Annotated in this window: 20 protein-coding genes; 6 read left to right on the top strand and 14 right to left on the bottom strand. The window is 28.6% G+C overall.

The window, feature by feature from the left end; translation table 11 throughout:
* Window positions 1–45: 45 nt before the first annotated feature.
* Entirely contained in the window at window positions 46–1,515 is a 1,470-nt protein-coding gene (locus tag BLT70_RS07540; RefSeq protein ID WP_091893161.1) for an MATE family efflux transporter, read from the bottom strand.
* Window positions 1,516–1,645: 130 nt separating this feature from the next.
* On the opposite strand from BLT70_RS07540, the gene BLT70_RS07535 reads away from it, so the two are divergent.
* Complete coding sequence (locus BLT70_RS07535; protein ID WP_091893159.1) at window positions 1,646–2,539, top strand: AraC family transcriptional regulator; 894 nt, start codon at window positions 1,646–1,648, stop codon at window positions 2,537–2,539.
* Between the two features lie 109 nt (window positions 2,540–2,648).
* Here the strand turns inward: BLT70_RS07535 and BLT70_RS07530 are convergent, their stop codons facing one another.
* The 8 genes from BLT70_RS07530 to BLT70_RS07495 form a co-directional block, all read right to left on the bottom strand.
* Complete coding sequence (locus tag BLT70_RS07530; protein ID WP_091893157.1) at window positions 2,649–3,563, bottom strand: metallophosphoesterase; 915 nt, start codon at window positions 3,561–3,563, stop codon at window positions 2,649–2,651.
* Window positions 3,563–4,309 carry a 5'-nucleotidase C-terminal domain-containing protein gene (locus tag BLT70_RS07525; RefSeq protein WP_091893155.1) on the bottom strand — a complete coding sequence of 249 codons (747 nt, stop codon included), beginning with the start codon at window positions 4,307–4,309 and terminating at the stop codon, window positions 3,563–3,565. The genes BLT70_RS07530 and BLT70_RS07525 overlap by 1 nt, the downstream gene beginning before the upstream one ends.
* A 259-nt stretch (window positions 4,310–4,568) precedes the next feature.
* Complete coding sequence (locus tag BLT70_RS07520; RefSeq protein ID WP_091893153.1) at window positions 4,569–5,048, bottom strand: DUF4625 domain-containing protein; 480 nt, start codon at window positions 5,046–5,048, stop codon at window positions 4,569–4,571.
* 59 nt (window positions 5,049–5,107) lie between these two features.
* Window positions 5,108–5,881: a DUF4625 domain-containing protein gene (locus BLT70_RS07515; protein ID WP_172824400.1), complete on the bottom strand. Its 774-nt coding sequence runs from the start codon at window positions 5,879–5,881 to the stop codon at window positions 5,108–5,110.
* Window positions 5,882–5,953: 72 nt separating this feature from the next.
* Entirely contained in the window at window positions 5,954–8,326 is a 2,373-nt protein-coding gene (locus BLT70_RS07510; protein WP_091893150.1) for a TonB-dependent receptor, read from the bottom strand.
* Between the two features lie 216 nt (window positions 8,327–8,542).
* A complete protein-coding gene (locus BLT70_RS07505; protein ID WP_091893148.1) occupies window positions 8,543–8,791 on the bottom strand; it encodes a hypothetical protein in 249 nt (82 codons plus the stop codon).
* 236 nt (window positions 8,792–9,027) lie between these two features.
* Window positions 9,028–9,693 (bottom strand): GTP cyclohydrolase I FolE, encoded by a 666-nt coding sequence (gene folE, locus BLT70_RS07500; protein WP_091893146.1) that lies wholly within the window; start codon window positions 9,691–9,693, stop codon window positions 9,028–9,030.
* On the bottom strand, window positions 9,683–10,087 hold the full coding sequence (locus BLT70_RS07495) for a MerC domain-containing protein (protein ID WP_091893145.1): 405 nt from the start codon (window positions 10,085–10,087) through the stop codon (window positions 9,683–9,685). Before BLT70_RS07495 ends, folE begins: the two co-directional genes overlap by 11 nt.
* An 81-nt stretch (window positions 10,088–10,168) precedes the next feature.
* On the opposite strand from BLT70_RS07495, the gene BLT70_RS07490 reads away from it, so the two are divergent.
* Window positions 10,169–10,549, top strand: a complete 381-nt coding sequence (locus BLT70_RS07490) for a Fur family transcriptional regulator (protein WP_091893143.1) — start codon at window positions 10,169–10,171, stop codon at window positions 10,547–10,549.
* A gap of 366 nt (window positions 10,550–10,915) precedes the next feature.
* Here the strand turns inward: BLT70_RS07490 and BLT70_RS07485 are convergent, their stop codons facing one another.
* The 3 genes from BLT70_RS07485 to nfsB form a co-directional block, all read right to left on the bottom strand.
* The gene (locus BLT70_RS07485; protein ID WP_091893141.1) at window positions 10,916–12,019 is read right to left on the bottom strand and encodes an MBL fold metallo-hydrolase; all 1,104 of its coding nucleotides are present in this window, start codon (window positions 12,017–12,019) and stop codon (window positions 10,916–10,918) included.
* A 98-nt stretch (window positions 12,020–12,117) separates the two neighbouring features.
* Window positions 12,118–12,951, bottom strand: coding sequence for a DUF4437 domain-containing protein (locus BLT70_RS07480; RefSeq protein WP_091893139.1), 834 nt, complete (start codon window positions 12,949–12,951; stop codon window positions 12,118–12,120).
* 27 nt (window positions 12,952–12,978) lie between these two features.
* Window positions 12,979–13,638, bottom strand: coding sequence for an oxygen-insensitive NAD(P)H nitroreductase (gene nfsB / locus BLT70_RS07475; RefSeq protein ID WP_091893137.1), 660 nt, complete (start codon window positions 13,636–13,638; stop codon window positions 12,979–12,981).
* A gap of 635 nt (window positions 13,639–14,273) precedes the next feature.
* Between nfsB and BLT70_RS07470 the strand changes: the two genes are divergently transcribed.
* Complete coding sequence (locus BLT70_RS07470) at window positions 14,274–15,167, top strand: AraC family transcriptional regulator (protein WP_091893135.1); 894 nt, start codon at window positions 14,274–14,276, stop codon at window positions 15,165–15,167.
* A 371-nt stretch (window positions 15,168–15,538) separates the two neighbouring features.
* Here BLT70_RS07470 and BLT70_RS07465 read toward each other — a convergent pair whose 3' ends face one another.
* On the bottom strand, window positions 15,539–16,159 hold the full coding sequence (locus BLT70_RS07465) for a MarC family protein (RefSeq protein ID WP_091897517.1): 621 nt from the start codon (window positions 16,157–16,159) through the stop codon (window positions 15,539–15,541).
* A gap of 422 nt (window positions 16,160–16,581) precedes the next feature.
* On the opposite strand from BLT70_RS07465, the gene BLT70_RS07460 reads away from it, so the two are divergent.
* Together BLT70_RS07460 and BLT70_RS07455 are read left to right on the top strand one after the other, a co-directional pair.
* Complete coding sequence (locus tag BLT70_RS07460; protein WP_157691858.1) at window positions 16,582–17,931, top strand: hypothetical protein; 1,350 nt, start codon at window positions 16,582–16,584, stop codon at window positions 17,929–17,931.
* 840 nt (window positions 17,932–18,771) lie between these two features.
* Window positions 18,772–19,683 carry a DUF1036 domain-containing protein gene (locus tag BLT70_RS07455; RefSeq protein ID WP_091893131.1) on the top strand — a complete coding sequence of 304 codons (912 nt, stop codon included), beginning with the start codon at window positions 18,772–18,774 and terminating at the stop codon, window positions 19,681–19,683.
* Window positions 19,684–20,119: 436 nt separating this feature from the next.
* On the opposite strand, the gene BLT70_RS07450 is transcribed toward BLT70_RS07455, so the two are convergent.
* Complete coding sequence (locus BLT70_RS07450; RefSeq protein WP_091893129.1) at window positions 20,120–21,127, bottom strand: LLM class flavin-dependent oxidoreductase; 1,008 nt, start codon at window positions 21,125–21,127, stop codon at window positions 20,120–20,122.
* A gap of 466 nt (window positions 21,128–21,593) precedes the next feature.
* Between BLT70_RS07450 and BLT70_RS07445 the strand changes: the two genes are divergently transcribed.
* Window positions 21,594–24,896 carry a CotH kinase family protein gene (locus tag BLT70_RS07445; protein WP_091893127.1) on the top strand — a complete coding sequence of 1,101 codons (3,303 nt, stop codon included), beginning with the start codon at window positions 21,594–21,596 and terminating at the stop codon, window positions 24,894–24,896.
* The last annotated feature ends 115 nt before the right edge of the window (window positions 24,897–25,011 follow it).

The raw sequence follows: 25,011 nt of genomic DNA, 5'->3' as shown, positions 1-25,011 counted from the left end.
ATATTCATAAAAATATGAACACTAGAATTTTAATAGTATTAAGTGTTATAAATTACTCATATTTTCTAGAACACTATCATTACTATTTAGTAATGAAACCTTCTTCATTTCATCTTTTTTTACTAAAAATAAGGAAATAATAGCTGAAGCGCCATCACTTACCGGAAAAGAAGCCCAGATACCTAATAAACCGAAATAGCTATTTAAAAGGTAAGTTATTGGTATAAAAAGTAATATAGGTCTTAATAAGGCTAAAAAAGTTGCCTTCTTATTTTTTTGAAGTGCTTGAAAATATCGTGTAATAATTATTTGAATAGCATAAAAAGGAATGGATATTGCAAATATTCTCAAAGCAATTTTACTGATATGAATAACCTCTTGGTTTTGATTTGTATCAATAAAAACACTTGTAATTTGTGTTGGAAATACTTCTATTATTATTACCCCAACAATAGCTACTACACCTACTATTTTTAAAGCTAGTTCTAATGTTTTACTAGCTCTATCATAACGTTTTGCACCAAAATTAAAACTTACAATAGGCTGCATTGCATCTCCCGTTCCTAAGGCAATCATCATAAAAAACACATTAACTCCAAATAGTATTCCCATAGCAGCCACGCCATTTACTCCGCTAGATTGTATCAATAAATTATTAACAAATATATTTTGAAAACTTATAGCTAAATCCATTAAGAATGGTGCAAACCCCACCATTACAATAGGAAAAATAAAATGTTTCTGAATTCTAATTTTCTTCCATACTAGTTTAACAACACTATTTCCTCTCATATAGTATCTCATTAATAACAATACATTTGTAGCTTGTGCTATTACAGTTGCTAATGCTGCCCCCCGAATACCTAATTTAAAAATTTTCATAAAAACATAATCTAAACAAACATTAATAATGCAAGAAAGTACAACTAGTTTAGCTGGAAATTTAGGGTTGCCCTCTGCTCTACAAGTAAACTCTAAAGCAAGAAAAAAACTAAGAGGAAAACCTAAAATGATGACCAATAAATATTCTGCAGATAAATTTAATAATACGCCTGATGCACCAAACAACTCTAGCATAGGCTTGTAAAACAATAAACCAGTACTTGTAAAAACCAGCATAATTACCATAAGACCCGCAATGGCATTGCCTAGTATATTTTCGGCTTTTTCTGGTTTAGATTCTCCTAAATATTTTGCAATTAAAACACCAGATCCACTACCAAAAAGTAATACAAAACCGAATTGAAAAAGGGTTACAGGAAAAACCATAGTTACTGCCGATAAGCCATCTACACCTACAAATTGCCCAACAAATATGCGATCTACAAAATTATAAAGTGCATTTATTAACATTCCTAAAACTGCAGGCCCCACAAAAACAATGAGCAACTTTAATATAGAATCGTGTTTAAGAGAGTATTTTTTATTGTCGTTACGAGTTTTAGATACAATCGATTCTTTCTTTTCTTTTAAGAAAAGAAATAGCTTATTAAATATATTGTTTTGATTGCTCATGATACTTTGTCTCGTTTTAAAAGGACAAAGGTATAGGGATAAAAAACTGTATTATACATTATAATTTACGTATAAAAGATTATTATTTAGGTTTTTTGTATTTTTAACGTAATAATTAAAAGTATAAGAAATGAATTTATTTAGTGACATCAACAACTATTTTTTAAACAGTTTAGATCCTGCTAATGATTATTTCAACAGCTTCTACATTCGAAGAATGGATGCGTCTAAAAATCATATAGTGCTTGATAAAAAGTTTTCTAGTCCACATAAACGAGATTTTTTTGAAATAGCAGTTTTAGAACGAAATACCAAAAAGATTCAAATAGGTAACCAAACTCTACCGGATATGAATAATAGTTTAGCTATTGTATCTCCTTTTCAAGTGATTAATTATAGTGATTTTCCACCTAATGATGATAAAGGTTATATTCTTTATTTTAATGCATCTATTTTTACCAAGTTAAATCAGTCTTATGGATTACAAAATGAATTTCCTTTTTTTAAGATTCATACCATGCCTATTTATCAATTATCAGATTCTGATTTTAACGCTATTCTTAGCTTATCAGAAGAACTATATACTGAATCTAGAAGTAGTAAGTTACATCATTTTGAAATAGTAAAATCATTACTTCTTGTTTTACTATATAAGGTAAAACGATCTACCCAAGATAATAAAGGTATTGTTGCCATGAATCGTTTTGATGCAATTATGTATAAATTTGAACAAGAAATTCTTTCTAGTAATAATCAATTTTTATCGGTAAAAGAGTATGCTTCAAAAATGCACATTAGCCCTATATACTTAACGGAATGTGTTAAAAAAGCAACGGGTAAAAGTGCGCAAAAAATAATAATTGATTATAAAATATTGTATGCAAAAACATTGTTGCACCAAATGGATAAATCTATAGCGGATGTTGCTTATGGGTTAGGTTTTAATGAAGTTGCTAATTTTAATCAGTTTTTTAAACGTAATTTAGGGCTTACTGCTACGCAATTTCGAAATCGAGAGGCTTAGTTTTTTTATATTTATGTTATTATGAAGATGTAAAGAATGAAATAATCTCTTTCTTTATTCTTTTCTTTTTTACTTTGCTGGTTGCTAGAACTATAAAACTGAATGTAATTTACACAAGAATTGTGGTTCCTTTTGATGATTTTTCATTGTCTTCATCAAAGTAAAAATCGATTCTACCTAAATTTACGCCATAAGCACCTACTTGATTTACCAACATGTTTTTTCCTTCTGCATTCTTTACAATGGTTGGTTTTGGTAAAAAAGTATGTGTATGCCCGCCAATAATTAAGTCGATATCTTTTGTAGCTTTCGCAAGGGTTAAATCAGAAACTTTAGTTGGATTGTTTTTATAGTAATAACCTAAATGAGATAGACAGATAATCAAATTACACTTTTCAATGTTTTTTAATTGATGCGTAATGTCTTGTGTAATTTCTATAGGATTTAAATATCCTGTTTCTTTGTACATTTTTTTACCAACCAAACCTTCTAATTCAATTCCTAAACCAAAGATGCCAATTTTAATTCCGTCTTTATTTAGAATTTTATAAGGTTTTACGTGGGTATCTAATACCGTATTTTTAAAATCGTAATTAGCAGACACAAAATCGAACTTTGCGTTTGGTAATTGTTTGTACAAACCCTCAATAGAATTGTCAAAATCATGATTACCAATTGTTGCAACATCATACTTTAAAGTACTCATCAATTTAAACTCTAATTCACCTCCAAAATAATTAAAATAAGGTGTTCCCTGAAAAATATCACCAGCATCTAAAAGCAGCGTATTTTCATTTTCTTTTCTTATCTGATGAATTAATGTGGCGCGTCTTGCAACTCCACCTTTATTTGGAAATTGAGTATCATTAGCCTTAAAAGGCTCTATTTGACTATGCGTGTCATTAGTGTGTAAAATAGTAATGTGTTTTTGTTTTTTAGCCATAAATGATGGTAAGGTAAAACCACCAACTAAGGCCAATGCAGAAACGGCTCCAGTGCGTTTTATAAAATCTCTTCTTTTCATTAGTTTAGCTTAACACGGTTATCTATTGCAGATTGTAAAGTATCTACTTTTTGAAAATAATCTATAATTGCATCTCTCATTTTATAATCTAAAAAAGTAAGTTTTACAGGATTTTTAAAGAAGTTCATTTTATCACCACCTCCTTGTAAATAATCTGTAGTTAAAACTGAATATGTTTTATTTTTATCAAAAGTTTCTCCATTAATTTTTAATGAATACTCTTCATCAGAAATGGTTAAGTTTATATTTTTTGATAAAGGATGTGCTTCTTTATTTTTGATAAAATAAGCAACTAATTCATTTATTTTATCACCTGTTAGGGTAACAACTACCAATTCATTATCAAAAGGCATTAATTTAAAAGCGTGCTGTTTGGTAATGTTTCCTATTGGAATTGTAGAACGAATTCCGCCACTATTAAACATCGAAAAATCAATATTTGTATTCGTTTTTTTCTTAAAAATAGGAGTAGCAACTTCCATACATAAATCTGCCAATAAATTTCCTAGATTACTTTGTCTATTAGTTGCATTTAGGGTGAAACTAACGGTAGAATATGATAAAACCTCTTGCATATCTGCAGTAAGTTCTTCTTTGTAAGGCGCAATCATATTCTCTATTGATTTTGATGACACAAGCATACTATCAATACCAATATTTTTTGCTGATATTTTAGTTAAATGATTATTTGCTTCTTTACAAGAAATTAGTAAAATTAAACAACAAATAAAATGTGATAATTTCATGAAATTTATATTTGTGCGAAAGCTAATAATTTTAAAAATAATAGACTTATTTTATTCTACTAAAATTGCTTTACAATCTCTTAAAATATAATTGTAATGTTCTACATCATTTTGATTCAGTTTTAAAACACCTGTTACTGCAATAATATCGTCTGTTTTAAAAAATGGTGTCAGTTTATAATAATTGACACCATTAACAACATCAACAAACTAACCCATGAATTTAGATATGATGTTAAACACTATTTATTTTAAATTGTTATTCTATAATTTTTATATCTACAGATGTTCTAGCTTGCCAACCTGTTGCATCTGTTACAGAATACGCACAATGATAATCTCCTGTATCTATATCATCTGGAATTGTAATAGCTACATTAATTTCATAGTTATTTAAACCATCTTCAATCGTATAATTTTCTATAAAAATAAATGGGTTTACGGCATCTTTTACTTCACCCAAATCGCATTCTGTTACTTGGTCATCGTGTGTATGATGATCGAAATTATGATGAATATCAATACTATATGCAGCCAATTCTTTATTATCTGTAACCATAGCTCTAAAATAATAGGTTTCTCCTTTTTTTAAAGACGTACAACCCTGTGGAAATCCTTCTGCATAATTGATATCTATCGTTGGTTTTTCTTGATCTTTATAAATACTACTCTCACTAGAACAAGCAGTAAATATTAGTATAAATGATAAAAAATATAAAAATTTTAGTGTAATTTTCATGTTATAATATTTAAAACCGCACAGTATAATTAAATACCATGCGGTATTTTTTTTATTAATTAAGCTGTAACATCAATATGAGTTTCATACTCTTTTGTATTACCATCTTCATCTTCTACTGTAAAAATTATATGGTATTCTCCAGCAGGAGCAGTTGCCGGAACATCTATATGCTCATGAAATTCAACTGAAGTTTGTTCATGGTAAGTTCCTAAAAACTCTTCTTCATAATCCCATTCTACTTCTCCATCAGCAACTGTAAGACCATGCGCATGTGCATCTACAGAAATACTATGAATTCCATTTACAGCATCAATCATAAATTCTGCATGAAAATCTTTTCCTCTTACCACTTCAGAGTCAATAGAAATATCACTTAAAGTGATAACATCTAAAATTTGTATATGTCCTTCTACTTCTGTACTATTACCTAGTTCGTCTGTTACGGTTAATTCTACATGATATTCACCAGCGGGAATATTACTAGGTACATCTACGTGCTCATGAAAAGTAGGGTTAATAGCTAAATATTTAGCATCAGTAAACACTTGTTCAAACTCCCATTCTACTTCATCATCACCAAGAGCTAAATCGTGTGCATGAATAGCAAGAGTTATACTACTTACAATTGCCTCTGCATTTATTACCGCTTCTAAATGAATATCAGAACCTTTATAAGCAATTTGATCTGTAGTATGCTCACTACCTTTACCATACTCAAACTCTGAGATTACTGGTGCTGCAAATTCTAATGGATCATCGTCATTAGTACAAGATTGAATTGACAGCGCTATAAAAGCTATAATTGCTAAAAATTTAAAATTTGTTTTCATAATTTTGGTTTTCATTTGTGTTAATTTTACTTATTTATTTATGATTATTGAATTATTCTAATTGATAATAGTTTAAAAAGGTATTGTTAGCGATAGGGATAAATTTCTACCCGCTTCTGGTACATCTATTAATCTGTAAAAACTAGTATGATTGTAATATTTGGTATCGAAGACATTATTTAATTTTAAACGCATTTCTACAGGTAAATGCTTTTTAAATACATCCATTTGTGCTAAATAAGACATGTTTAGTACCTGATAACCATCGGTTATTTCTTCTGGAGGAACAATTTCATTTTGCGATGCAGTTATTCTATAATCTGCTACTAACTTAGGTTTTTTAAAGAATAAGATATTTTTTAATTTATAATTAGCAGAGATTACCCCAGATAGTGGCGGAGAAAATGGTAAAGTAAAACCTTCTTTTGGGCCGCTAGTTTGTTTAGAATACACATATTCTACAGAAGCATCTAATTGTAAATTTTTTGAGATGTTAGTATTTGCTCTAAACTCTCCTCCTATTCTAAAAACTTTAGCTTGTGTGTATTCGTAAATTTGCAGGGTTTCATAATAATTAGCAGTAGGATTTAAATAAATATAATTCTGAAATATATTTATAAATGGACTAACCCCAATGCTAAAGGATTTTGTAGAATGATCGATATCTACATCTAATTGATATGATATTTCTGGATCTAAATCTAAATTTCCTCGTTCATAACGATACATGTGATAATTAACACCATCAGAAGCCAATTCATTAGCCAAAGGCATTCTAAAACTTCTACCTACATTTACCTTATATGTTGTGTTTTTATAGATATAACTAAGCCCTAAAGAAGCGCTTAAATTTCCAAAATTTAGTACTTTATCTTTAGATCTTTGCAAGTAAACATAAGATGTAGAATTATCATTATTGTTTATCGTTGACGGAAACCAATCTTTATAAGCTTTGGTATCTATCATACCATAATCATATCTTAATCCTGCTAAAAGATGTAAATTATGGTTTATTTTATATTGATCATAACCAAAAACCCCAGCTGTAAAACGATTATATTCTGGAATTAAAAATCCCCAGCCACCAATAGAATTATCTTGGTATTCTATATTTAAACCAACAACCATATTATTGTGGTTATTAGGTTTAAAAGCATCTCTCATGTTAAAAGAGTAAGTATTTTTTTTAAATAAACGTTCTTTTGTACTTGGTGGTTTTGGCATGTAACCATGAGGAACCGCTTCTGAGTGTTCTTCTCTATGATTATTCTGATAGCCAAAATCGAAATACAACTTATGGTTCTCTGTTTTAATAGAAGTATTGTTGGTAATTTTAAAATGATTTACTTTATGAAAAGGCAAATCGATATCTCTATTAGAAGTATCATAATCAATACTAGAAGTTCTTACCTCTAAACCATGTGCATTTGCAAAAAATCCGTTTTTAGCATTCACATTGCTAAATACAGTTTCTGATGTAATTTTATCAGAAATAAAACCAACACTAAAACTTGCATCAGCCTCTTTACCTGCGGTATTTCTTAAATTGTTGTTATGTAAACTAAAAACATAATTTTCATAATTAATTTTATCGGTTGGTACTTTATAATCTCCATAATCTCTATATGTTAGGCGACTTCGATAAAACCATTTTGCTTTTCTAGAAACTATACCTGTAGAAATACCTAACAAATCATTATTGCTTTCACCAAGTATATTTACCTCTCCAGAAAAAGAATTTGGAGAAGGTATTTTATTTGGTTGAATATCTACAACACCAGCAATAGCATCTGAACCATATAATAACGAAGCAGGTCCTTTTATAATTTGTATCTGTTCTATTCCTTGCTGATCTATTTCTAAACCATGATCATTACCCCATTGTTGCGCCTCGTGTTTTATACCGTTTTGTACAACCGCAACCCTGTTAAACCCTAAACCTCTAATTACAGGTTTAGATTGACCAGAACCTATATTTATGGTGCTAACTCCTGGTATTTTACTCAAAGTTTGCATTAAACTATTTTCTCTATTATTATTTAAGAATTCTTTAGAAACGCTTTGGGCAACTATGGGTAATTCTTTAATTTTTCTTCTTTTTGATTTGCCTATCACTTTAATTTCTTCTAATACTGTAGCAGTTTCTATTAAATAAATTGGCATGAATTCTATAGGCGATTTTACTTTAATAGTAACCGTTTGAGAATCGAAACCTAAATGAGAAATTGTAAAAGTATAAGACGAGCCTTTTATTACATTATCTATCACAAAATTGCCTGTATTAGATGAAATTGCATACAGATTTTTGCCAATAATATTGACACCTTCTATAGGATGTAAAGTGCTGGCATTTATTACAGATCCTTTTATTTGATATGAATCTTGCCCAAACGCAATAGCGCACAAGCTAAAGTATAGCCATATACTCAGTAAATTTTTAAACATAATTTATACGATAAGATTTAAAGTATTGTTCTTAAAAAAGAACCATATTAAAAGGTATACATCTATTGATTTAAAGCTAATTAATTGACATATAAATGTCTTATAGAAATCTGTTTTAAATCTATTATATAGATTTAAAAGCTACATAAAAAGGCAAATACACAATTGCACTCTTTGTTTTTAGCTATATTTATAAATAATAAGATGTATAAAAAATTACACTAAAAAGGGAGGTGGTCGAGAAAAGAGTTCTCTTAGAATTGTGTTATTATAAACAATATCACAGTTATTAATAGCAACTTCTTTTTGAACATAAAAATTGATGCTCTTAATTTCAAAATAACTAAAATCAGGAGTAATAGTTGGTGTTAAATTATGTGTAATAGCAGTGTCACAAATAGCACAATATATTACATGCTCTTTATCATCTGAATGAGTTAAAGCATGAAGACCTGTTATTTTCATTGATAGAAAAAGAACAAGAAATAGGTATGTGATATTTTTTTTGTGACTTAATTTCACTAAAATAAAACTTTTTGAAATAAATTAAAAAACAGTGTTAAAAATATTTAGGTACTGTTTATTTTGCAAATATAATGTCTTTTTTACATTATCGCAACAGAGTTGCGTTATGTTTTAATTAAATACATTTAATGCTATATTTTGAGTAGAACTCAATTTAAATTAATAAAAAAACAAATTTATATTTTTTCTTGCCCAATAATCTTTAAAAAATCGTTACGATTTTCATTGTCTTCAAAACAGCCACCATACTCTAAGGTGGTTGTAAAACTGCTTTGATCTTTTATGCCTCTAGAAGAAACACAAAGATGTTTTGTGGTAACGGAAACAATAACATCTTTAGTTTCTAATATGCTTTGTAAGTCGTTTAAAATTTGAAGCACTAGCCTTTCTTGTACTTGCGGACGACGCGCATAATAATCTACTAACCGATTAATTTTAGACAAACCGATTACTTTGTCTTTAGGAACATAAGCAACATTTGCATAACCTGTTATGGGTAAAAAATGATGTTCACAGGCAGAATCAATGGTAATATTTTGTTCTACCAACATTTTTTTATATCCATATTTGTTTTCAAAAGTAGATAGTTTGGGTTTATTTACTGGGTTTAGCCCATAAAACAACTCTTTTACATACATTTTTGCAACACGATACGGAGTTCCAGACAAACTATCATCAGTTAAATCTAACCCCATTTCTTCCATAATCCTTTTAAAATGATGCTGAATATTTTCTATTTTTTCATCATCCGTTTTATCAAAAGCATCTGCACGTAAAGGTGTTTTGATACTTGAAGAGAAATGATTATCTCCTACAATTTCTATTTGTTTTTTATGATTCATGTGTACAACATTTATCGGTTTTACACTGGCAATATTTTCTATTATAAGTATGTAAAATAATCAGAGCAATTGCCGGTATATAAATTGCGCTTTCTGGTATAGAAAGCAGTGCTATTTTTTCATTGATAATAACTACAAACAAGAGTATCCAACTAAACCATAAAGAAGGTTTCATCCAATTATTTGTGGTGGTTTCTGTAGATCTATAAATGGCAAAAAACGAGATAACTAAGAAGAAATAATCTATAGATTTCCACCACACGGGTGTGGTATTACAACATGCTGAAGCACCTGCTTGCACTATAAATAATAAGGGTGTAGCAGCACAATGTATAAGACAAAGAGTACTTGCTATGGCTCCGATGCTGTCGGATTTTTGTTTAGTAATTATCATTATTTATTCTATTAATACAACTGAGTTGCAAATGTAAATAATATATTTGTTAATACAACTAAGTTGCATTATATTTGTTCTATGGGAGTGATTAGAAAGACAAAATCGGTAGAAGCTTTGCTTAACGAGTTTAAAAACAACTCTGTAGCTATTTCAGCTAAAATGTTAATAGATCAATTAGATACTAAATTTAACAAAACTACTATTTATCGTGTATTAGATAAGCTAGAAGATGATGGAGTTTTACATTCTTTTTTAGGTAAAGAAGGACTTAAGTGGTATGCAAAATGTAATGGTTGCTCTACAAATAATCATAATGATTTTCACCCTCACTTTCAATGTTTAGAATGTGGAAAAGTTGATTGTTTAGACGTTACTGTTACACTTCCTAAAATATCTAATAGAAAAATAGAGGTTTCTCAATTATTAATACAAGGAAAATGTGAAAAATGTTTAACTTAATTTTTTTTTATAATTGTATTTTTTGTTTTTTACTTCAAAATAGAATCTTCATGCATTATGGTATAACAACAGTATTTTCGAAGTTTTTTATCATAAAAATTTACTAGAAATCAGGAAGTAGACAAGGCAGAATAGCAAGTATTCCATTTTACAACATATAACAAAACATTATCATATCTTAGTTCATTAAGTGAGTTTCTGTTTTATTCGCTAAATATACCTTTTGGTTTGCACTAAAGGTAAGTCTGCAATTTATTGCAAATCATCGAAAAGTACTTTTATTGGTGAATGAAAACCCAGATTTATTCAAATTTATTTTTAGAAAAATGAATAAGCAATCCATCTACTCGCTTTGTTGGTAGGATCTTATTTCCACCAATCTTGATTATGGACAACTTCTGCTTTTAATAAAAAAGCTTCTCCTATTTTGGGAGTGATTAAAGGCAAATTTAATTCTTTGGCTTTTTTAGTTACGCGCTCAGCAGGATCTTTCCAAGAATGCATTGCCAATTTAAAAGCACCCCAATGAATAGGCATCATTTTTTTAGCTTTTACATCTACAGCGGCTTGTGCAGTTTCTTCTGGAAACATATGAATTTCTGGCCACATTTCATTGTATTGTCCGCATTCCATCATTGCAAAATCAAAAGGCCCATATTTTTTGCCAATTGCTGAAAAATGGGAATCATAACCGCTATCACCACTAAAAAAGATATTTTCTGTAGCGGATTGTATCACCCAAGAGCTCCAAAGTGTACTTTGTCTGTTACTAAACTTCCTTCCAGAAAAGTGTTTGGCAGGTGTACACACAAATTTTAAATCGGCTAAAGTAGTTTCTTGCCACCAATCTAATTCAATGATGTTTTCTGTTGAAACTCCCCAAGCCTCTAAATGTACGCCAACTCCTAAAGGCGCGTAAAATATACCAACTTTATCTTTTAGCTTTAAAATAGATTCGTAATCTAAATGATCGTAATGGTCATGAGATAAGATTACTGCATCAATTTTAGGTAGTTTCTGAACCTCAATAGGTAATTCTGCGCTAAATCGCTTCCCTCCTAACAAACTATGTGGCGCAGGAACATCGCTAAACATTGGGTCTATCAAAATATTTTTATGGTTCATTTGAAGTAAAAAAGAGGAATGACCGAACCAGACAAACCGAGTTGAACTTGCATAATTAGCAATGTTTGTAGCGTCTATTTTTTGAACTACAATATCATTTTTAGGTCTTCCGTCTTCTACTTTGGTAAAAAAGAATTTTTTAGCCATAGTTAAAGTCTCAGAAAAACTCATATCCATATTTACTGGGTGCGTGTTTTCAAATTTTCTATTATGAAATTGAGGGGATTTCATAAATTCTGTTTGCTTTTCTTTAGAAATATCGCCTCCAAAAGACGGATAAAAACCAACGAATAAAAAGTAAATTACTATTAGAACAACTACAAGAACTACAAGCGATACTAACATTCGTTTTATATATTTATAAAGTTTTTTCAATTTAAAAATGTTCTAAATGAAATGCGAATTTAATTGAAAAAGTATGAAAACACGAAACCAATAAACTTTTACTTTACTTTAAATTCACCGTTACTTCTAATATAGAGAACGGTTTCTTTTTTTGCTGAAATAATTGAAGTTGCATTTTTTTCTGCACCAAAATAAGAAGGCGCATTTAATCTGTTAACTACTCCTTTTTTAGAAAACTGGTGTGTTATGCCTCCAGAAATAACTACAGCTCTAAAACTAGGACTCAAATTTTTTATTTTCCCGCTAAAACCAGCAGGCAATTTTAAAAGTGTTGCACGTAATTGATTTTTTTCATGACTACCCCATAAAAAAGCAGTTTCCACATTACTTTTTCCAGCAATCCATTTAATATCATTGGCATTTAACCAAACCATATTCGATTGATCTATATTAATTGGACGCTCTCTATTATCAAAAGCTTCTGAAATTGGTTGTACCAAATATGGACCTTCTTGAATATCTAAAAACGCCATATTTTCTTGACTATCTGCAGCAGTTATGTGTGCTTCTCCTGCTGGTTGTTGCCAATAGGAACCTGCTGGCAGCCATTGTTTTTCTGCCTGTTCGTCATCATTATGTAATAATCCTTTTATTACCACACCGCGATAGGTAATGTTATGAATATGTGGTGGTGAAGAAAATCCTTTATTAAATTTTACTAAAAAACCTGCGGGTTCATTTTTCGTTCTGTCACCCCAAAGTTTTCCTGCCGCGGGACTTTTATCTCCTCTTAACGGATTTAACCAGCCCCATTCTACATTGTCTTCAGTTACCACTTCATTTACAGTTTTTACTGAATCTGTTGATGGTGTCTGTGCATTTATGTAAATGCTTGCAAATATTGCTAAAGCAATAATTATATTTTTTTTCATCACTTTAAATTTAAAGAGAAATACTAATTATATTTCAGTAAAAATTTCGCTTTCTGGTAATCTAGATTTTGGTGTTTTTTCTGTTGAATTAAAATCAGATTCAGCTCTATAACCTAAAGAAACAGCAACCAAAGATGTATATCCTTTTTCTCTTAATCCAAATTCTTCATCCAAAGCTTTTACATCAATCCCTTCCATTGGTGTAGCATCTATTCCTAAACCAGCAACACCTAATAAAAAGCTTCCTATATTTAAATATACTTGTTTCTCCATCCAATGTTGTTGGTCTTTTAAATCGTATTTATGAATACCAGCAAAAGCTTTTACAGCTCCTAAAAACCCGTTTTTAATATCTTCATTTGGGAATCTTCCGTTTTTATCTTCTGTGTCTGCAATATGTTGGTAATATGCATCATCTGCATCTGTTTTTACACAAAATAAAACTACAGCATAAGCATTGGTTACTTTTGGCTCATTAAAACTAAAAAAGCCTTGTGTTCCTTTTGCAATACGTGCCTTACCTTCAGCAGTTTCTGCAACAATAAAATGCCAAGGTTGTAAGTTTACACTAGAAGGACTCATTCTTAATAAGTTTTTTACTTCAGCCATATTTGCTTCAGATATTTTCTTGGTTGTGTCGTATTCTTTTGTTGTGTATCTCCAGTTTAAAATTTCTTTTAAATTCATTTGTATGTTTTTTTTTAAGTTGATTTATAATTATTACACGGCAAAGTTAAAAGTATCAACTTGTATTTCTAATGTATAAAAAAAGGTATTACTGGTAAAAAAAGAGGTTTTAGAAAGGTTTTTTATCTAAATTATCACAAAATAACTCAAATACATGTTTTTTTCACACTCAAACATGCATTAATTAAACGTTAAACCATTATTAATACAATATTTTCTTTTTATGCAATCCTTTTAAAGGTTAAATTGATTCTTGGATAAATCTGTTCTAGAAAAATGTTTTAACTGAAATGGTCTCGTTTCGCCAAAAGTAACAGAAGCAATGGTTGCTAATAAAATGAAAACAGACCAAATAACATTGAACTTGTTTTAGTAATAAAAAAGACAATTAAAATGCAAATAAAAACAACACCTTCAGAAATAGATAAAATTAAATATTGTTGGATATATTTAAAATCAAAAGATATAAATTTTTGTAAAAGATAGATATTAGAAATAATAATTAAGAGTATATATAATTTTAAGGTATAAAAAAAGGGTAATTTTGTAATTATAAGGGTTTCAATAATGAAATAATAGTTTTAAAATAGATTTTTTTCTAAATTTGCTCAAAAAAATCAACAAAACACTACATAATGCAAGTATTAGAAGCATATAAACCTTTTGAAATACAAGAAATTGAATTAACAGAATGGAAACAACGTCCTGTTAAAAATAACTTTTTTGAACTCGTTTTAATAAAAGAAGGAGAAGGTTCACAATGTATTAATTATAACGATTATAGTTATACTAAAAATAGTATGTTTTTGTTACCTCCATTAAAATGCCACTCTTTTACTATTGAAAAACCTACGCGTTTTGTGTTTTTAAAATTTACAGATTCATTTTTTAAGAATGTAAATAGAATTACTATTGATAGAAACGAATGGTTTAAAGAAGCTGCTTACATACTCTCTAATTACAACCAATTACCTGGTGATATCATTAAAAATGAAATCGACAGAAATCATTTAAATAGCTTAGTAACCATGATTTTACAAGAATCTAGAAATTATGGCGAAGAATCTGTAAATCTTGTAACTAGTTTAATGACCAGTATTTTAGAGATTTTAATACGAAATATAAAAAAGAGTAGTTATTTTGAGATTCCAAAAAACAATTCGGATGACAGAATTACAAAAATGCTAACTTACATTAATGAAAACATTGATAAAACCGAATTACTTAAAGTTGAAAATTTAGCCGATGTTTTTATGATGTCTTCTACTTATGTAAGTGAGTTTTTTAAGAAGCAAGTCAAAATGTCTCTACGAGAATATATTATTAAAGCGAAGCTGAAGTTGGTAGAAATACGCTTGTTAAATTCTGATTTTACACTAACACAAATTGCAGACGAATTAGGTTTTACAGATGTTAGCCATTTATCTAAAACTTTTAAACGCTACACAGGAACCTCTATACGAGAGTTTAAAAATAATGGCGAATATATGTTGTTAAAAAGAGGGTCTTGTACACCTAGAAGAATTTAATATTTTGATAAAAAAGTAATTATTTAAAATGAATTTACGCGCTATTTTAACTAGATAAAATTACCTGTCAAAACAGGTGTTTTCAATTTATTTAACACCTATAAACCATCTAAATTAACATCGTCGGCATTGTTTTAAGAGTCTTTTTAGTAGTTAATATTTCTGAAATAAAGTTATTTGCTTATCTCAAAAAAAAACCACATCCTTTATATATTTTATGATCAAAAAATGTTCGATTTCCTTTTTCATACCAAGCTTCTTTAAGCAAAGAGAAATCACTTATAGAAGCAGTTGTAAATATAATTTGTTCTGTATTTGGTAATTTATTGGGATTTCTGATAAAAAAATAACTTCAAAGAATAAAACTAATTTTAAGACAATAAATCAAAAGTAATTTTAATTCCTTGTATAATCATTCCTGTACCTATTATTGCAATAATTAAACCCATAATTTTACCAATTACAGAAATAACATTATTACCTACAGTTTTAACTATAAGATCACTTAACCTAAATGTAAAATAAGTTAATAAACTCATAGAACCAAATATAAGAATAACTAAGAAAATTTGTAAAGGTGCTGCATTAGACACAAAATTCATAGCCGTTACAATAGTTCCTGGCCCTGCTAAAATAGGAATTGCAAGTGGAGACACTGCAATATCTTCATCTATATTTACATTTTTAATGTTTTTCATGTTAGATTGTTTTGACTGCAACATTTCAAAACCAATAAAAAAGATTAAGATTCCACCAGTAATTTTAAACGCAGGAATACTTATATTAAACAATTCAAAAATATATTTACCTAAAAGAATAAATACGGTAACAATTACAAAAGCTATTAAATTAGACTTTTTATTAATTTCTCTTTTTGTTTTTTTGCCTATACCTTGCGTCAAAGAGATAAAAACCGTCATGTTAGAGATCGGGTTCGTTATAGCAAAAAAGCCTGTAAATACAGTGATTGAGAATGTTATTAAGTTATCCATTAATTTGAATTTTTTAATCATGCAAGAAACTGAAATACTTCTATATTACCAAAGTAATTGTTATTTCTTTCGTATGTTTAAATACTTACATTCGTTTTAATTTTCTACAGGCACATAAAATTTAATTTATCAAACATTAAAATCAAATAAACTTACTAAACCATTAATTTTAAATATTATTATTTCTAATGATTAAGACAGATAACTATACAATTCATTAACATGCAAATGATTAAATATTTAAAACATAAAAAACAATAAATAGCAGTAAATTTAACATTCACTTGTTATTAATATATCTAAGTTTGTCTAAACTTTTAAAATCAAAGGTTATTTATTTTCAACTTACTATTTACATAATTGTGGCACAGCTTTTGAAAACAGTTGAGGAAAAATATATAAATTTAAAAAACCAATATTTTATGAAACTTTATAAAAAGGCAACCTTACTAGCATCAATGTTAGCATTATTTTTATTTGTTAGTTGTAACTCTGAAGACGAACCAATACAAGATTCAGAATTTACTATAGAAATAACAAACTTTGAAGCTTCTTATGATAAAGTACAAATAGATTGGTCTTTTGAAAAAGGTGATGATGTACATATTCAAAAAATATATGTGATAAGAACAACTACAGATCAAAACGGGTTTGTAGATACTAAAATTATTGCTACTTTACCAGCTACTCAATTTTCTTATATTGACACTGATATTCCTTATTTTGCCGAAATTAGTTATAAAGTTACACCACTATATGTAGTAACGGATGCTTTTATTGAAAGTGAATTTTATGATTATATTTCTTTAGATAGTGAAATTAAAACTTATGACAGAAATATTGTGTTTTTTAATGAAGTTCCTTTTCAAGTAAAAAAAGACCCTTTAGACGATCATATTTTTCATCTTATAGATCGATTAGATATTGCAGCATTAAAAAAATATGATTTCAATGATAATACAGTTATAAAAAATGCCGATCTTAGTGAAAACTACACACATAATGTTGTTTTTAAAGTAATTGATAATCTAATTTATATTGGAGATGATACTGGTAAATTTAGATTGATTAATAAAAGTACTTATGAAATTGAAAAGGAATTTATGGTAGCTATAGATGGTAAATTAAAATCTTTTGCTGTAGATGGAGATCGAATTTATTATCATGATAATGATGTTTTAAAGCTATATAATTTAAGTACAGAAGTATCTTTAAATTTAAATTTAGCATACTTACCAAGTAAATTTATGGAAACAATAACTGGTAATCAAATTCTATTTGAAAGTACTAAGGTTGCAGAAATTTCATCAACAAATTGCCCAGATAACACCAATTGCAATCCAAATATCTTATATAGTTATGATGCTGTTGCAGGTGAAGAATTACATCACGATCCGTATATTTTCTCATTTAACAAAGATAAAACCAAGTTTATAACTTCTTATTTTGGTGATGTTGTAAACCTTAGCAATTTAACAAAAGAAGCTAGTTTAAAAGAAATTACTGGTGAAAATTATTTTCAAGCTGTTTTTGATAATGAAGGCAAAATATATGCAACAGTTCAAGGAAAAAAAATGATTCATGTTTTCAATGCTGATTACGAGTTAATTGACACCATTGAAACAAAGTTATACCCACTTTTTCCGTTATTAACGTCAGAAGGTTTAAAAGTAATTGGTTCTTACACTAGCGTGCAATACTCTGGATATCTTTATGGTTTAGAGTTTAATTTTAATGATAGTAATGGTAAATGTGCTATTGAAGTGTTTTAATCTAGAAATATAAATCAGTTTTATTCTTTAACAATAGTTAATTTTAATGATTACCAGAAGCAATCTTCCTATTTAAAAAGATTGCTTCTATGCTTTGTAAGCATTCGTAAAGTTATCTTTTTATATAGGGCTTAGTAATATGAGCTTTTGTCATTCCGAAACATTGATGTACTACATGATCAAGTTAACAAAATAAAGCTAAAAAAGCATAACTAAAATTATATGATTCCTCGTTACTTTAGAATGATCTGTATTAAAAAACTATTATTTTTTGTTTAAATTTCTTTTATTTTACAAAATACAAGTTTTGATGATTTTCATTGTAAACTTTTTGTTAGTCGTAATATAAAAATTTGTTTTATCAATTTATTAGCTATTGCAATTTTAATTACTCTTTCTAGTTTTTTTTAAAGAATAATTGATGTTTTTTAACAAAAATTGTCATTGACAAGTTTTAAGTAAACTGATAGTCAATTTTTTATTTTAAATAACTTTAATGAACATGATAACACCAACCAAAAATGAGATATAATTAGTTAACAAACATAGCTTTAAAAATACCTATTATTAGGGATTGACTTTAAAACAAACTTTAATTAAATTTACAAATTAAATATAAACAATTAAAAGATAATTTTATTAATTGGTGATACCAATGACGATTCTAATATTACTGAAAAAACCCAAAGTACAAATTGAAAAAATAATATGTAATGCTCCTGAAACATTAGATATCATTCTTAATGACGTATAAACTCTATTGTTATATTTTACTCAATAAAAAAATATTCATATTTTTTTTAACTTCCATAAATAATACACTCAATAAAACAAAAAAACATGAAAAAAGCATTAGTTTTGATAACTTTATTTATCTTCAACTTGGCAAATAGTCAAGTTCATAAAGAATATTTTGACAATGGAAAATTAAAAGAAATTGGAAAGTATAAGAAAGGAGAACAAGAAGGTGTTTGGAAGTATTATTACCAAAACGGACAATTAGAAAGTAAAACCACCTATGTAAATGGAGATAAAATTGGAAGTTATGAAGCATATTTACAAAATGGATCTCCAACCCGAAAAGGTAATTACAAAAAAGTAAAAGAAGTTGGTGCTTTTGGAAGTTATTACACATCTAAGCCAAGTGGAATATGGTATTATTGGGAATATCATTCTAATGGAAAATTATATTATAAAAAAATTATAGATGAAGATACTGGTTTTGATATAGGAAAATATGAATGCTATTATGAAAATGGTGAACTTCAAGAAAAAGGAAAGTTTGTTAATAATAAAAAAGATGGTGAGTGGTATTTTAATATAGATTTCGAAAGAAATCATCTTTTAAAACGTTTACATCCAGTGGAAGGAAAGTATAAAATAATTTATAAAAAGGGTGAGCCGATAAACTTTAAATATGTAAACTCTCAGTTTGATCCTATAGAAGATAATGAATTATATGAATTAGGATTTAAAAATAACTGTAATAAAAAAATTCAAGTTGCTGTAAGGTATGTAAATCTAGATGGTAATTGGAAAACTTATGGTTTTTATACTTTAAATCCTAAAGAAGAATTTACACTTGGAAAAACAAAAAACAGTGTTTATTATTTATATGCTTTATCTATTGATGGTAAAGACAAATGGAAAGGAATTTTTAAAAAATTCTTTAGAGGTAAACATTATGATTTTAAAAAAGTTATGATTTATGACGGATATGGTAAATATACAAAAGTCTTAAATTGTAACTAAAAAGATAAATTTTCTATTATTAAAAAATACAGTAAAAAAAAAGTTTCAACTAATTGAAAATTAATATTTAATAAAACAATTAATTACAATATTATACCAAATTAATTTTTTGGCAAGAATCAACTTAAGAAGAATCAATTCTAAAAGTTGTGTTCCTATTGTTTAAAAGAATTTCTTCTGTTATAATAACAAACAAATTTGAGAAAGATGGTTCTCTTCTTCTCTGCTCTGTTAGAAAAAAATGATTATAACGAATTTTACTTCTCTCAGGCCTACATATAAAAGTCTACATAGTTTAATTAGGAATGACAAAAAAATACGTTCTTTTATATAAATTAGGAACAAAATAATTATATATACAAAACAACAAATCAACCTATATTTCCGAAGTATTGTGGAATCACATAAACAAGCTAATACAACATAAAAGACCTATCTACAAATTCAACTCCTTCATAATTTCTGCAAACAATTTATACGAATGTACTCTAGCTTTTCCATCATAAATATTAGTAACAGCAATTAATTCATCCACATCAGTTTCTGCTATAAATTCTTTTACTTTAGCTTTCACAGTAGCTTTACTACCAATAAAAGAATATTTCAGCATTTGATGAACTTGCGGATTTTGCATAACCTCTCTTAACTCGTCATTCATAGGGATTGGTGGTTGAACTTTGTCTCGTTTTCCTGTAAATATACCTACAATCATTCTAATTAAAGAGGTTGATAAACTTTGAGCTTCTTCATCTGTATCTGCAACAATAATATTTACACCTGCCATTACATAGGGTTTTTGCAATTCTTTTGAAGACTTAAATTCTTTGCGATAAATAGCAAGTGCATCCTTTAAATAGGTTGTTGCAAAATGACTTGCAAACGCATAAGGCAATCCTTTTTTTGCAGCCAAATGTGCACTATCAGTACTTGATCCTAAAATATAAATAGGCACTTCTACTCCTTCAGCTACAGTTGCACGTACTTTTGAGCTTGAATTATCCGCAGAAAAATAACGTTGAATTTTATCAACTTCTTTAGGAAAAGATTGTGCGGCTTGCATAAAGTCAGATCTTATAGCTTGTGCTGTTTCTCTATCAGTTCCTGGCGCTCTACCTAACCCCAAATCGATTCTGTTTGGGTATAAAGTAGCCAATGTACCAAATTGTTCGGCAATAATTAAAGGCGAGTGATTTGGCAACATAATTCCACCAGAACCAATACGAATCGTTTGTGTTCCTGCTGCTACATACCCCACTAATATAGAAGTAGCACTACTACCAATATTTGGAGAATTGTGGTGTTCTGCTAACCAATAGCGTGTGTATCCAAAAGCTTCTGCATTTTGCGCCAACTCTAATACGTTTATATAAGTTTGTTGCAGGGAATTATTTTTAGACACTAAAGCTAGGTCTAAAACGGAATATAATGTAGGTTTCGCTTTCATAAAAACAGTATATATATTGTAAAATTACTAAAGTTTTTTATAATAATTAAATAGGTAACTATAGTCGTATTAATTTACTAAAACCTACAGTTTACCCTTTATTTTTAATTAATTTTATAACACTGATTTATAGTTTATAAATAAAATATAAAATACAAAAATTGCTGGTCATATAAAAAAATGAAAGTCAAAACTAAACTTTAATTAATCTCTTAAATAAAAATTACTAAAAAAATAAATCAATTTAATAGTCTCCAATTTTATAAATTTTTGTCTCATTTGATTTTAAATCAAGTAAAAAAAATACTGTATGGTTTATGTATGGTTCTCTTTTGACTTTTTTAAGTTTTTAAAAAGTAAATTTGTAATACCTGAATCCTGTGTTTTTTATTTCTAAGGTAATTATTCATTACAATAAAGTGGTAGCTTAGAAGCATAAAAAATCAACAACTATAACTAACAATACATGTATCAAAACTATAAAATTATAACTATTACAAAAAAGTATGTATTTTTATTCTTTATTTTCTGCATCTATAATTTTTCGGCACAATCTGTACGAATTAATGAAGTCGTTTCTTCTAATGATGCATATTTAGATGAAGACGGAGATACTTCTGATTGGTTAGAACTTCATAATTTTGGTACACAACAAATTTCTTTGAAGGATTGGTATTTATCTGATGATGTAAATGATCTTACAAAATGGATTTTTCCTGATATTACTATAGCTCCTAATGAATACATGCTTTTATGGGCTTCATCAAAAAATAGAACTACAGTTAGTGTTCCTAGAACTTTAATCAATAAAGGTGATCAATTTAAATATTTAATTCCTAGTTCAGAACCAAGTTCTAATTGGAAAAATCTAGATTTTAATGATTCTAGTTGGGCAACGGGTGTTTCTGGTTTTGGATATAATGATGGCGATGATACAACAATTATTCCTGTTGGTACACAGTCTATCTATCTTAGAAAAGCATTTACGATTGATAACCTTACGAAAATTTCATCCATATTATTAGATATCGATTATGACGACGCTTTTGTTGCTTATATCAACGGAACAGAAATAGCTAGAGCTAATATTGTAGGTACACCACCAGCTTATAATTCTGGTACAATTACAGATCGTGAAGCAGAAATATACAGCGGTGGAAAACCAGAAAGATTTACAGTGGCAGATTTTGCTACAATTTTAGTAGAAGGAGAAAATATTTTAACAATACAAGCACATAATATCAGTTCTAGTTCGTCAGATTTTACAATTATACCTTTTTTATCAGCAGTCTTTTCCACACAAAGCAATTTAGGAATAACACCACCAGCAATTTTAAACTTATCAGAAAACAATAAATTGCATACAAACTTTAAAATTTCATCAACTTCAGAAACATTAACGTTATCCAATGATTCTGGCACTATTGTACATCAACTAACTGCAGAAAATCTTGCAAAAAATACATCAATTGGTACTTCTATAATTTCTGGAGAAATTGTAAGTTATATAGACACAACACCAGGATATGAAAACTCTAGACAAGAATATGTAGGCAGTGTTCAAAATGAAGTTCTTTTTTCTCATCAAGAAGGATTATTGGAAAGTGCTATCAGTTTAGTGCTATCTGGCAATTTCGATAACGAACTTATACTCTACACTATAGATGGCTCTTCACCAACAGAAAACTCACTTTTATATACAGATCCTATTCAAATTAGTACAAATACTACAGTAAGAGCTCGCCTATTTTTAGAAAACTATATCCCTTCTGATGTAGCTACAAAAACATTTGTAATGAATGCAAGTAGTTCTACATTTACAGACAGTAATTTACCAATTGTTATTATTGCTACAGAAGATAATGTAGCAATACAAGACGCCTCTAGAGTATTCGGAACGATGAAAATTATTCAACGACCAAACGGAGCTAGAAATTATGTAAGTGATGCTAATAACGAAGATTTTATAGATTATTCAGGAACTATTAATATAGAAATTAGAGGTTCTTCATCTCAATATTTACCAAAAAAACCTTACGGATTTTCTACGTTAACAGCAGATCGTTTTGAAAATGATAACGTAAAATTACTAGGAATGCCAAAAGAGAATGATTGGATTTTAAATTCATTTGCTTTTGATGATTCTATGATGCGCGATTATATTAGTTACGAAATGGCTAGAAGAATGGGGCAATATGCTGTAAATTTAAAATATTGTGAAGTTATTGTAAACGGAGAGTATATGGGTTTATATGCACTTTCTGAAAAAATAAAGATTGACGGCGATAGAGTTGACATTGCAAAGTTAGATATAGATGATAATACACTTCCTAAATTATCTGGTGGATATTTGTTACAAACTGATAGACCAACTGTCGAAGATCCGCAGGCTTGGTATAATAACGGAGCGGGTTATATTATAGAAAAACCAAACTCAGAAGACGTTACTACACAACAAGCTTCGTATATAGAAAATGTTTTTAGAAGTTTCGATCAAAATGCAAGTAATTCAAGTATTACAGATGGATATCCATCTATTATTGATGTGCCTTCGTTTGTAGATTATATGATTATGGCAGAAGTTTCATCGAATGCGGATGCCTATGCTTTAAGTACTTTTTACCATAAAGATAGAAGCGGAAAATTAAGAGCAGGTCCTGTTTGGGATTATAATTTAACCTACGGAAATGACTTATTTAACACATTCGATGTTTATTATGATAGAAGTTTAACTAATGTATGGCAATTTCAATATAGCAATACGGGATCTTATATTTGGCGAAGTCTTTTTTATAATACTACTTTTAAATGCTATTTAGCAAAACGTTTTAACGAAGTTACAAGTACTGGCGCATCTTTAGATTATAATTATATAGCTAATTTAATTGATACAACTGCCAATTTAATTTCTGAAGCTTTAGTTCGAGAGAATGAAAAATGGAACACGATTAATAATTTTCCTAGCGAAGTACAAAATTTAAAAAGCTGGTTGCAACAACGTATATCGTGGATGAAATCAAACCTTGGTCAATTTTCTAATTGTAGTAATATTACCACTCCGTCTTTAGTAATTTCTAAAATTAATTATCACCCGCAGGAAACCACTACATTTCCAGAGAGTGATGATTTAGAGTTTATAGAAATACAAAATACAGGAAACACAAATGTAGTACTTACGGGAATTTATCTTTTAAAACTTGGTGTTTCGTATCAGTTTCGTAAGTTTAGTACACTTTTAGCGGGTAAATCGATTTATTTAGCAAGCAATGCGGCCACTTTTGAAGCTAAATATGGCTTTGCTCCGTTTGATACTTTTACTAGAAACTTACCTAATAGCAGTCATAATTTAGTGTTAGCAGATGCTTTTGGAAATGTAATTGATCAAGTACAGTATACAGATAAAGCTCCTTGGCCAGAAACGGCAGATGGAAACGGTTTTTACTTAGAATTGATAAATCCCTTATCAGATAATAGTTTAGCAAGTAACTGGAAAGCTAATACAGAAGATGTATTGAATACTACTTTTAATTTACCTACGGATATTTTTACAGTATACCCAAATCCTGCAAATGAGAAATTAACAATTAACGCGTCACAAACAATTGAAAAAATAGCAATTTTTAATGTTCTTGGACAACAAATTAAAACCATTAAAGTCAATTTACAATCTACAGAAATACAAATACCAGCACTTAAAAAAGGTATGTATGTTTTAAGTGTACAATTTATAGATGGCACTCGTATTTCTACAAAATTTTTTAAAGAATAAAAATGATATTTGTTACCTTTTAAAAACACCAGCAACTAGATTATATTTTACAATATTATTCTGCTAGAAATAGCAGATGTAAAAACACACCAGATAACCAAATAAATAAAGCTGT

It is taken from the genome of Polaribacter sp. KT25b (assembly GCF_900105145.1).
Taxonomy (GTDB): Bacteria; Bacteroidota; Bacteroidia; order Flavobacteriales; family Flavobacteriaceae; genus Polaribacter.
This window is presented reverse-complemented; position numbering and strand designations above follow the sequence as displayed.

Coding starts and splice junctions, on each gene's coding strand:
- BLT70_RS07455 (WP_091893131.1), top strand. CDS start 18,772: ATGAAAAAAGCATTAGTTTTGATAACTTTATTTATCTTCAACTTGGCA.
- folE (WP_091893146.1), bottom strand. CDS start 9,693: ATGAATCATAAAAAACAAATAGAAATTGTAGGAGATAATCATTTCTCT.
- BLT70_RS07495 (WP_091893145.1), bottom strand. CDS start 10,087: ATGATAATTACTAAACAAAAATCCGACAGCATCGGAGCCATAGCAAGT.
- nfsB (WP_091893137.1), bottom strand. CDS start 13,638: ATGAATTTAAAAGAAATTTTAAACTGGAGATACACAACAAAAGAATAC.
- BLT70_RS07525 (WP_091893155.1), bottom strand. CDS start 4,309: ATGAAATTATCACATTTTATTTGTTGTTTAATTTTACTAATTTCTTGT.
- BLT70_RS07520 (WP_091893153.1), bottom strand. CDS start 5,048: ATGAAAATTACACTAAAATTTTTATATTTTTTATCATTTATACTAATA.
- BLT70_RS07505 (WP_091893148.1), bottom strand. CDS start 8,791: ATGAAAATAACAGGTCTTCATGCTTTAACTCATTCAGATGATAAAGAG.
- BLT70_RS07540 (WP_091893161.1), bottom strand. CDS start 1,515: ATGAGCAATCAAAACAATATATTTAATAAGCTATTTCTTTTCTTAAAA.
- BLT70_RS07465 (WP_091897517.1), bottom strand. CDS start 16,159: ATGGATAACTTAATAACATTCTCAATCACTGTATTTACAGGCTTTTTT.
- BLT70_RS07530 (WP_091893157.1), bottom strand. CDS start 3,563: ATGAAAAGAAGAGATTTTATAAAACGCACTGGAGCCGTTTCTGCATTG.
- BLT70_RS07535 (WP_091893159.1), top strand. CDS start 1,646: ATGAATTTATTTAGTGACATCAACAACTATTTTTTAAACAGTTTAGAT.
- BLT70_RS07510 (WP_091893150.1), bottom strand. CDS start 8,326: ATGTTTAAAAATTTACTGAGTATATGGCTATACTTTAGCTTGTGCGCT.
- BLT70_RS07515 (WP_172824400.1), bottom strand. CDS start 5,881: ATGAAAACAAATTTTAAATTTTTAGCAATTATAGCTTTTATAGCGCTG.
- BLT70_RS07450 (WP_091893129.1), bottom strand. CDS start 21,127: ATGAAAGCGAAACCTACATTATATTCCGTTTTAGACCTAGCTTTAGTG.
- BLT70_RS07485 (WP_091893141.1), bottom strand. CDS start 12,019: ATGTTAGTATCGCTTGTAGTTCTTGTAGTTGTTCTAATAGTAATTTAC.
- BLT70_RS07490 (WP_091893143.1), top strand. CDS start 10,169: ATGGGAGTGATTAGAAAGACAAAATCGGTAGAAGCTTTGCTTAACGAG.
- BLT70_RS07480 (WP_091893139.1), bottom strand. CDS start 12,951: ATGAAAAAAAATATAATTATTGCTTTAGCAATATTTGCAAGCATTTAC.
- BLT70_RS07460 (WP_157691858.1), top strand. CDS start 16,582: ATGAAACTTTATAAAAAGGCAACCTTACTAGCATCAATGTTAGCATTA.
- BLT70_RS07470 (WP_091893135.1), top strand. CDS start 14,274: ATGCAAGTATTAGAAGCATATAAACCTTTTGAAATACAAGAAATTGAA.
- BLT70_RS07445 (WP_091893127.1), top strand. CDS start 21,594: ATGTATCAAAACTATAAAATTATAACTATTACAAAAAAGTATGTATTT.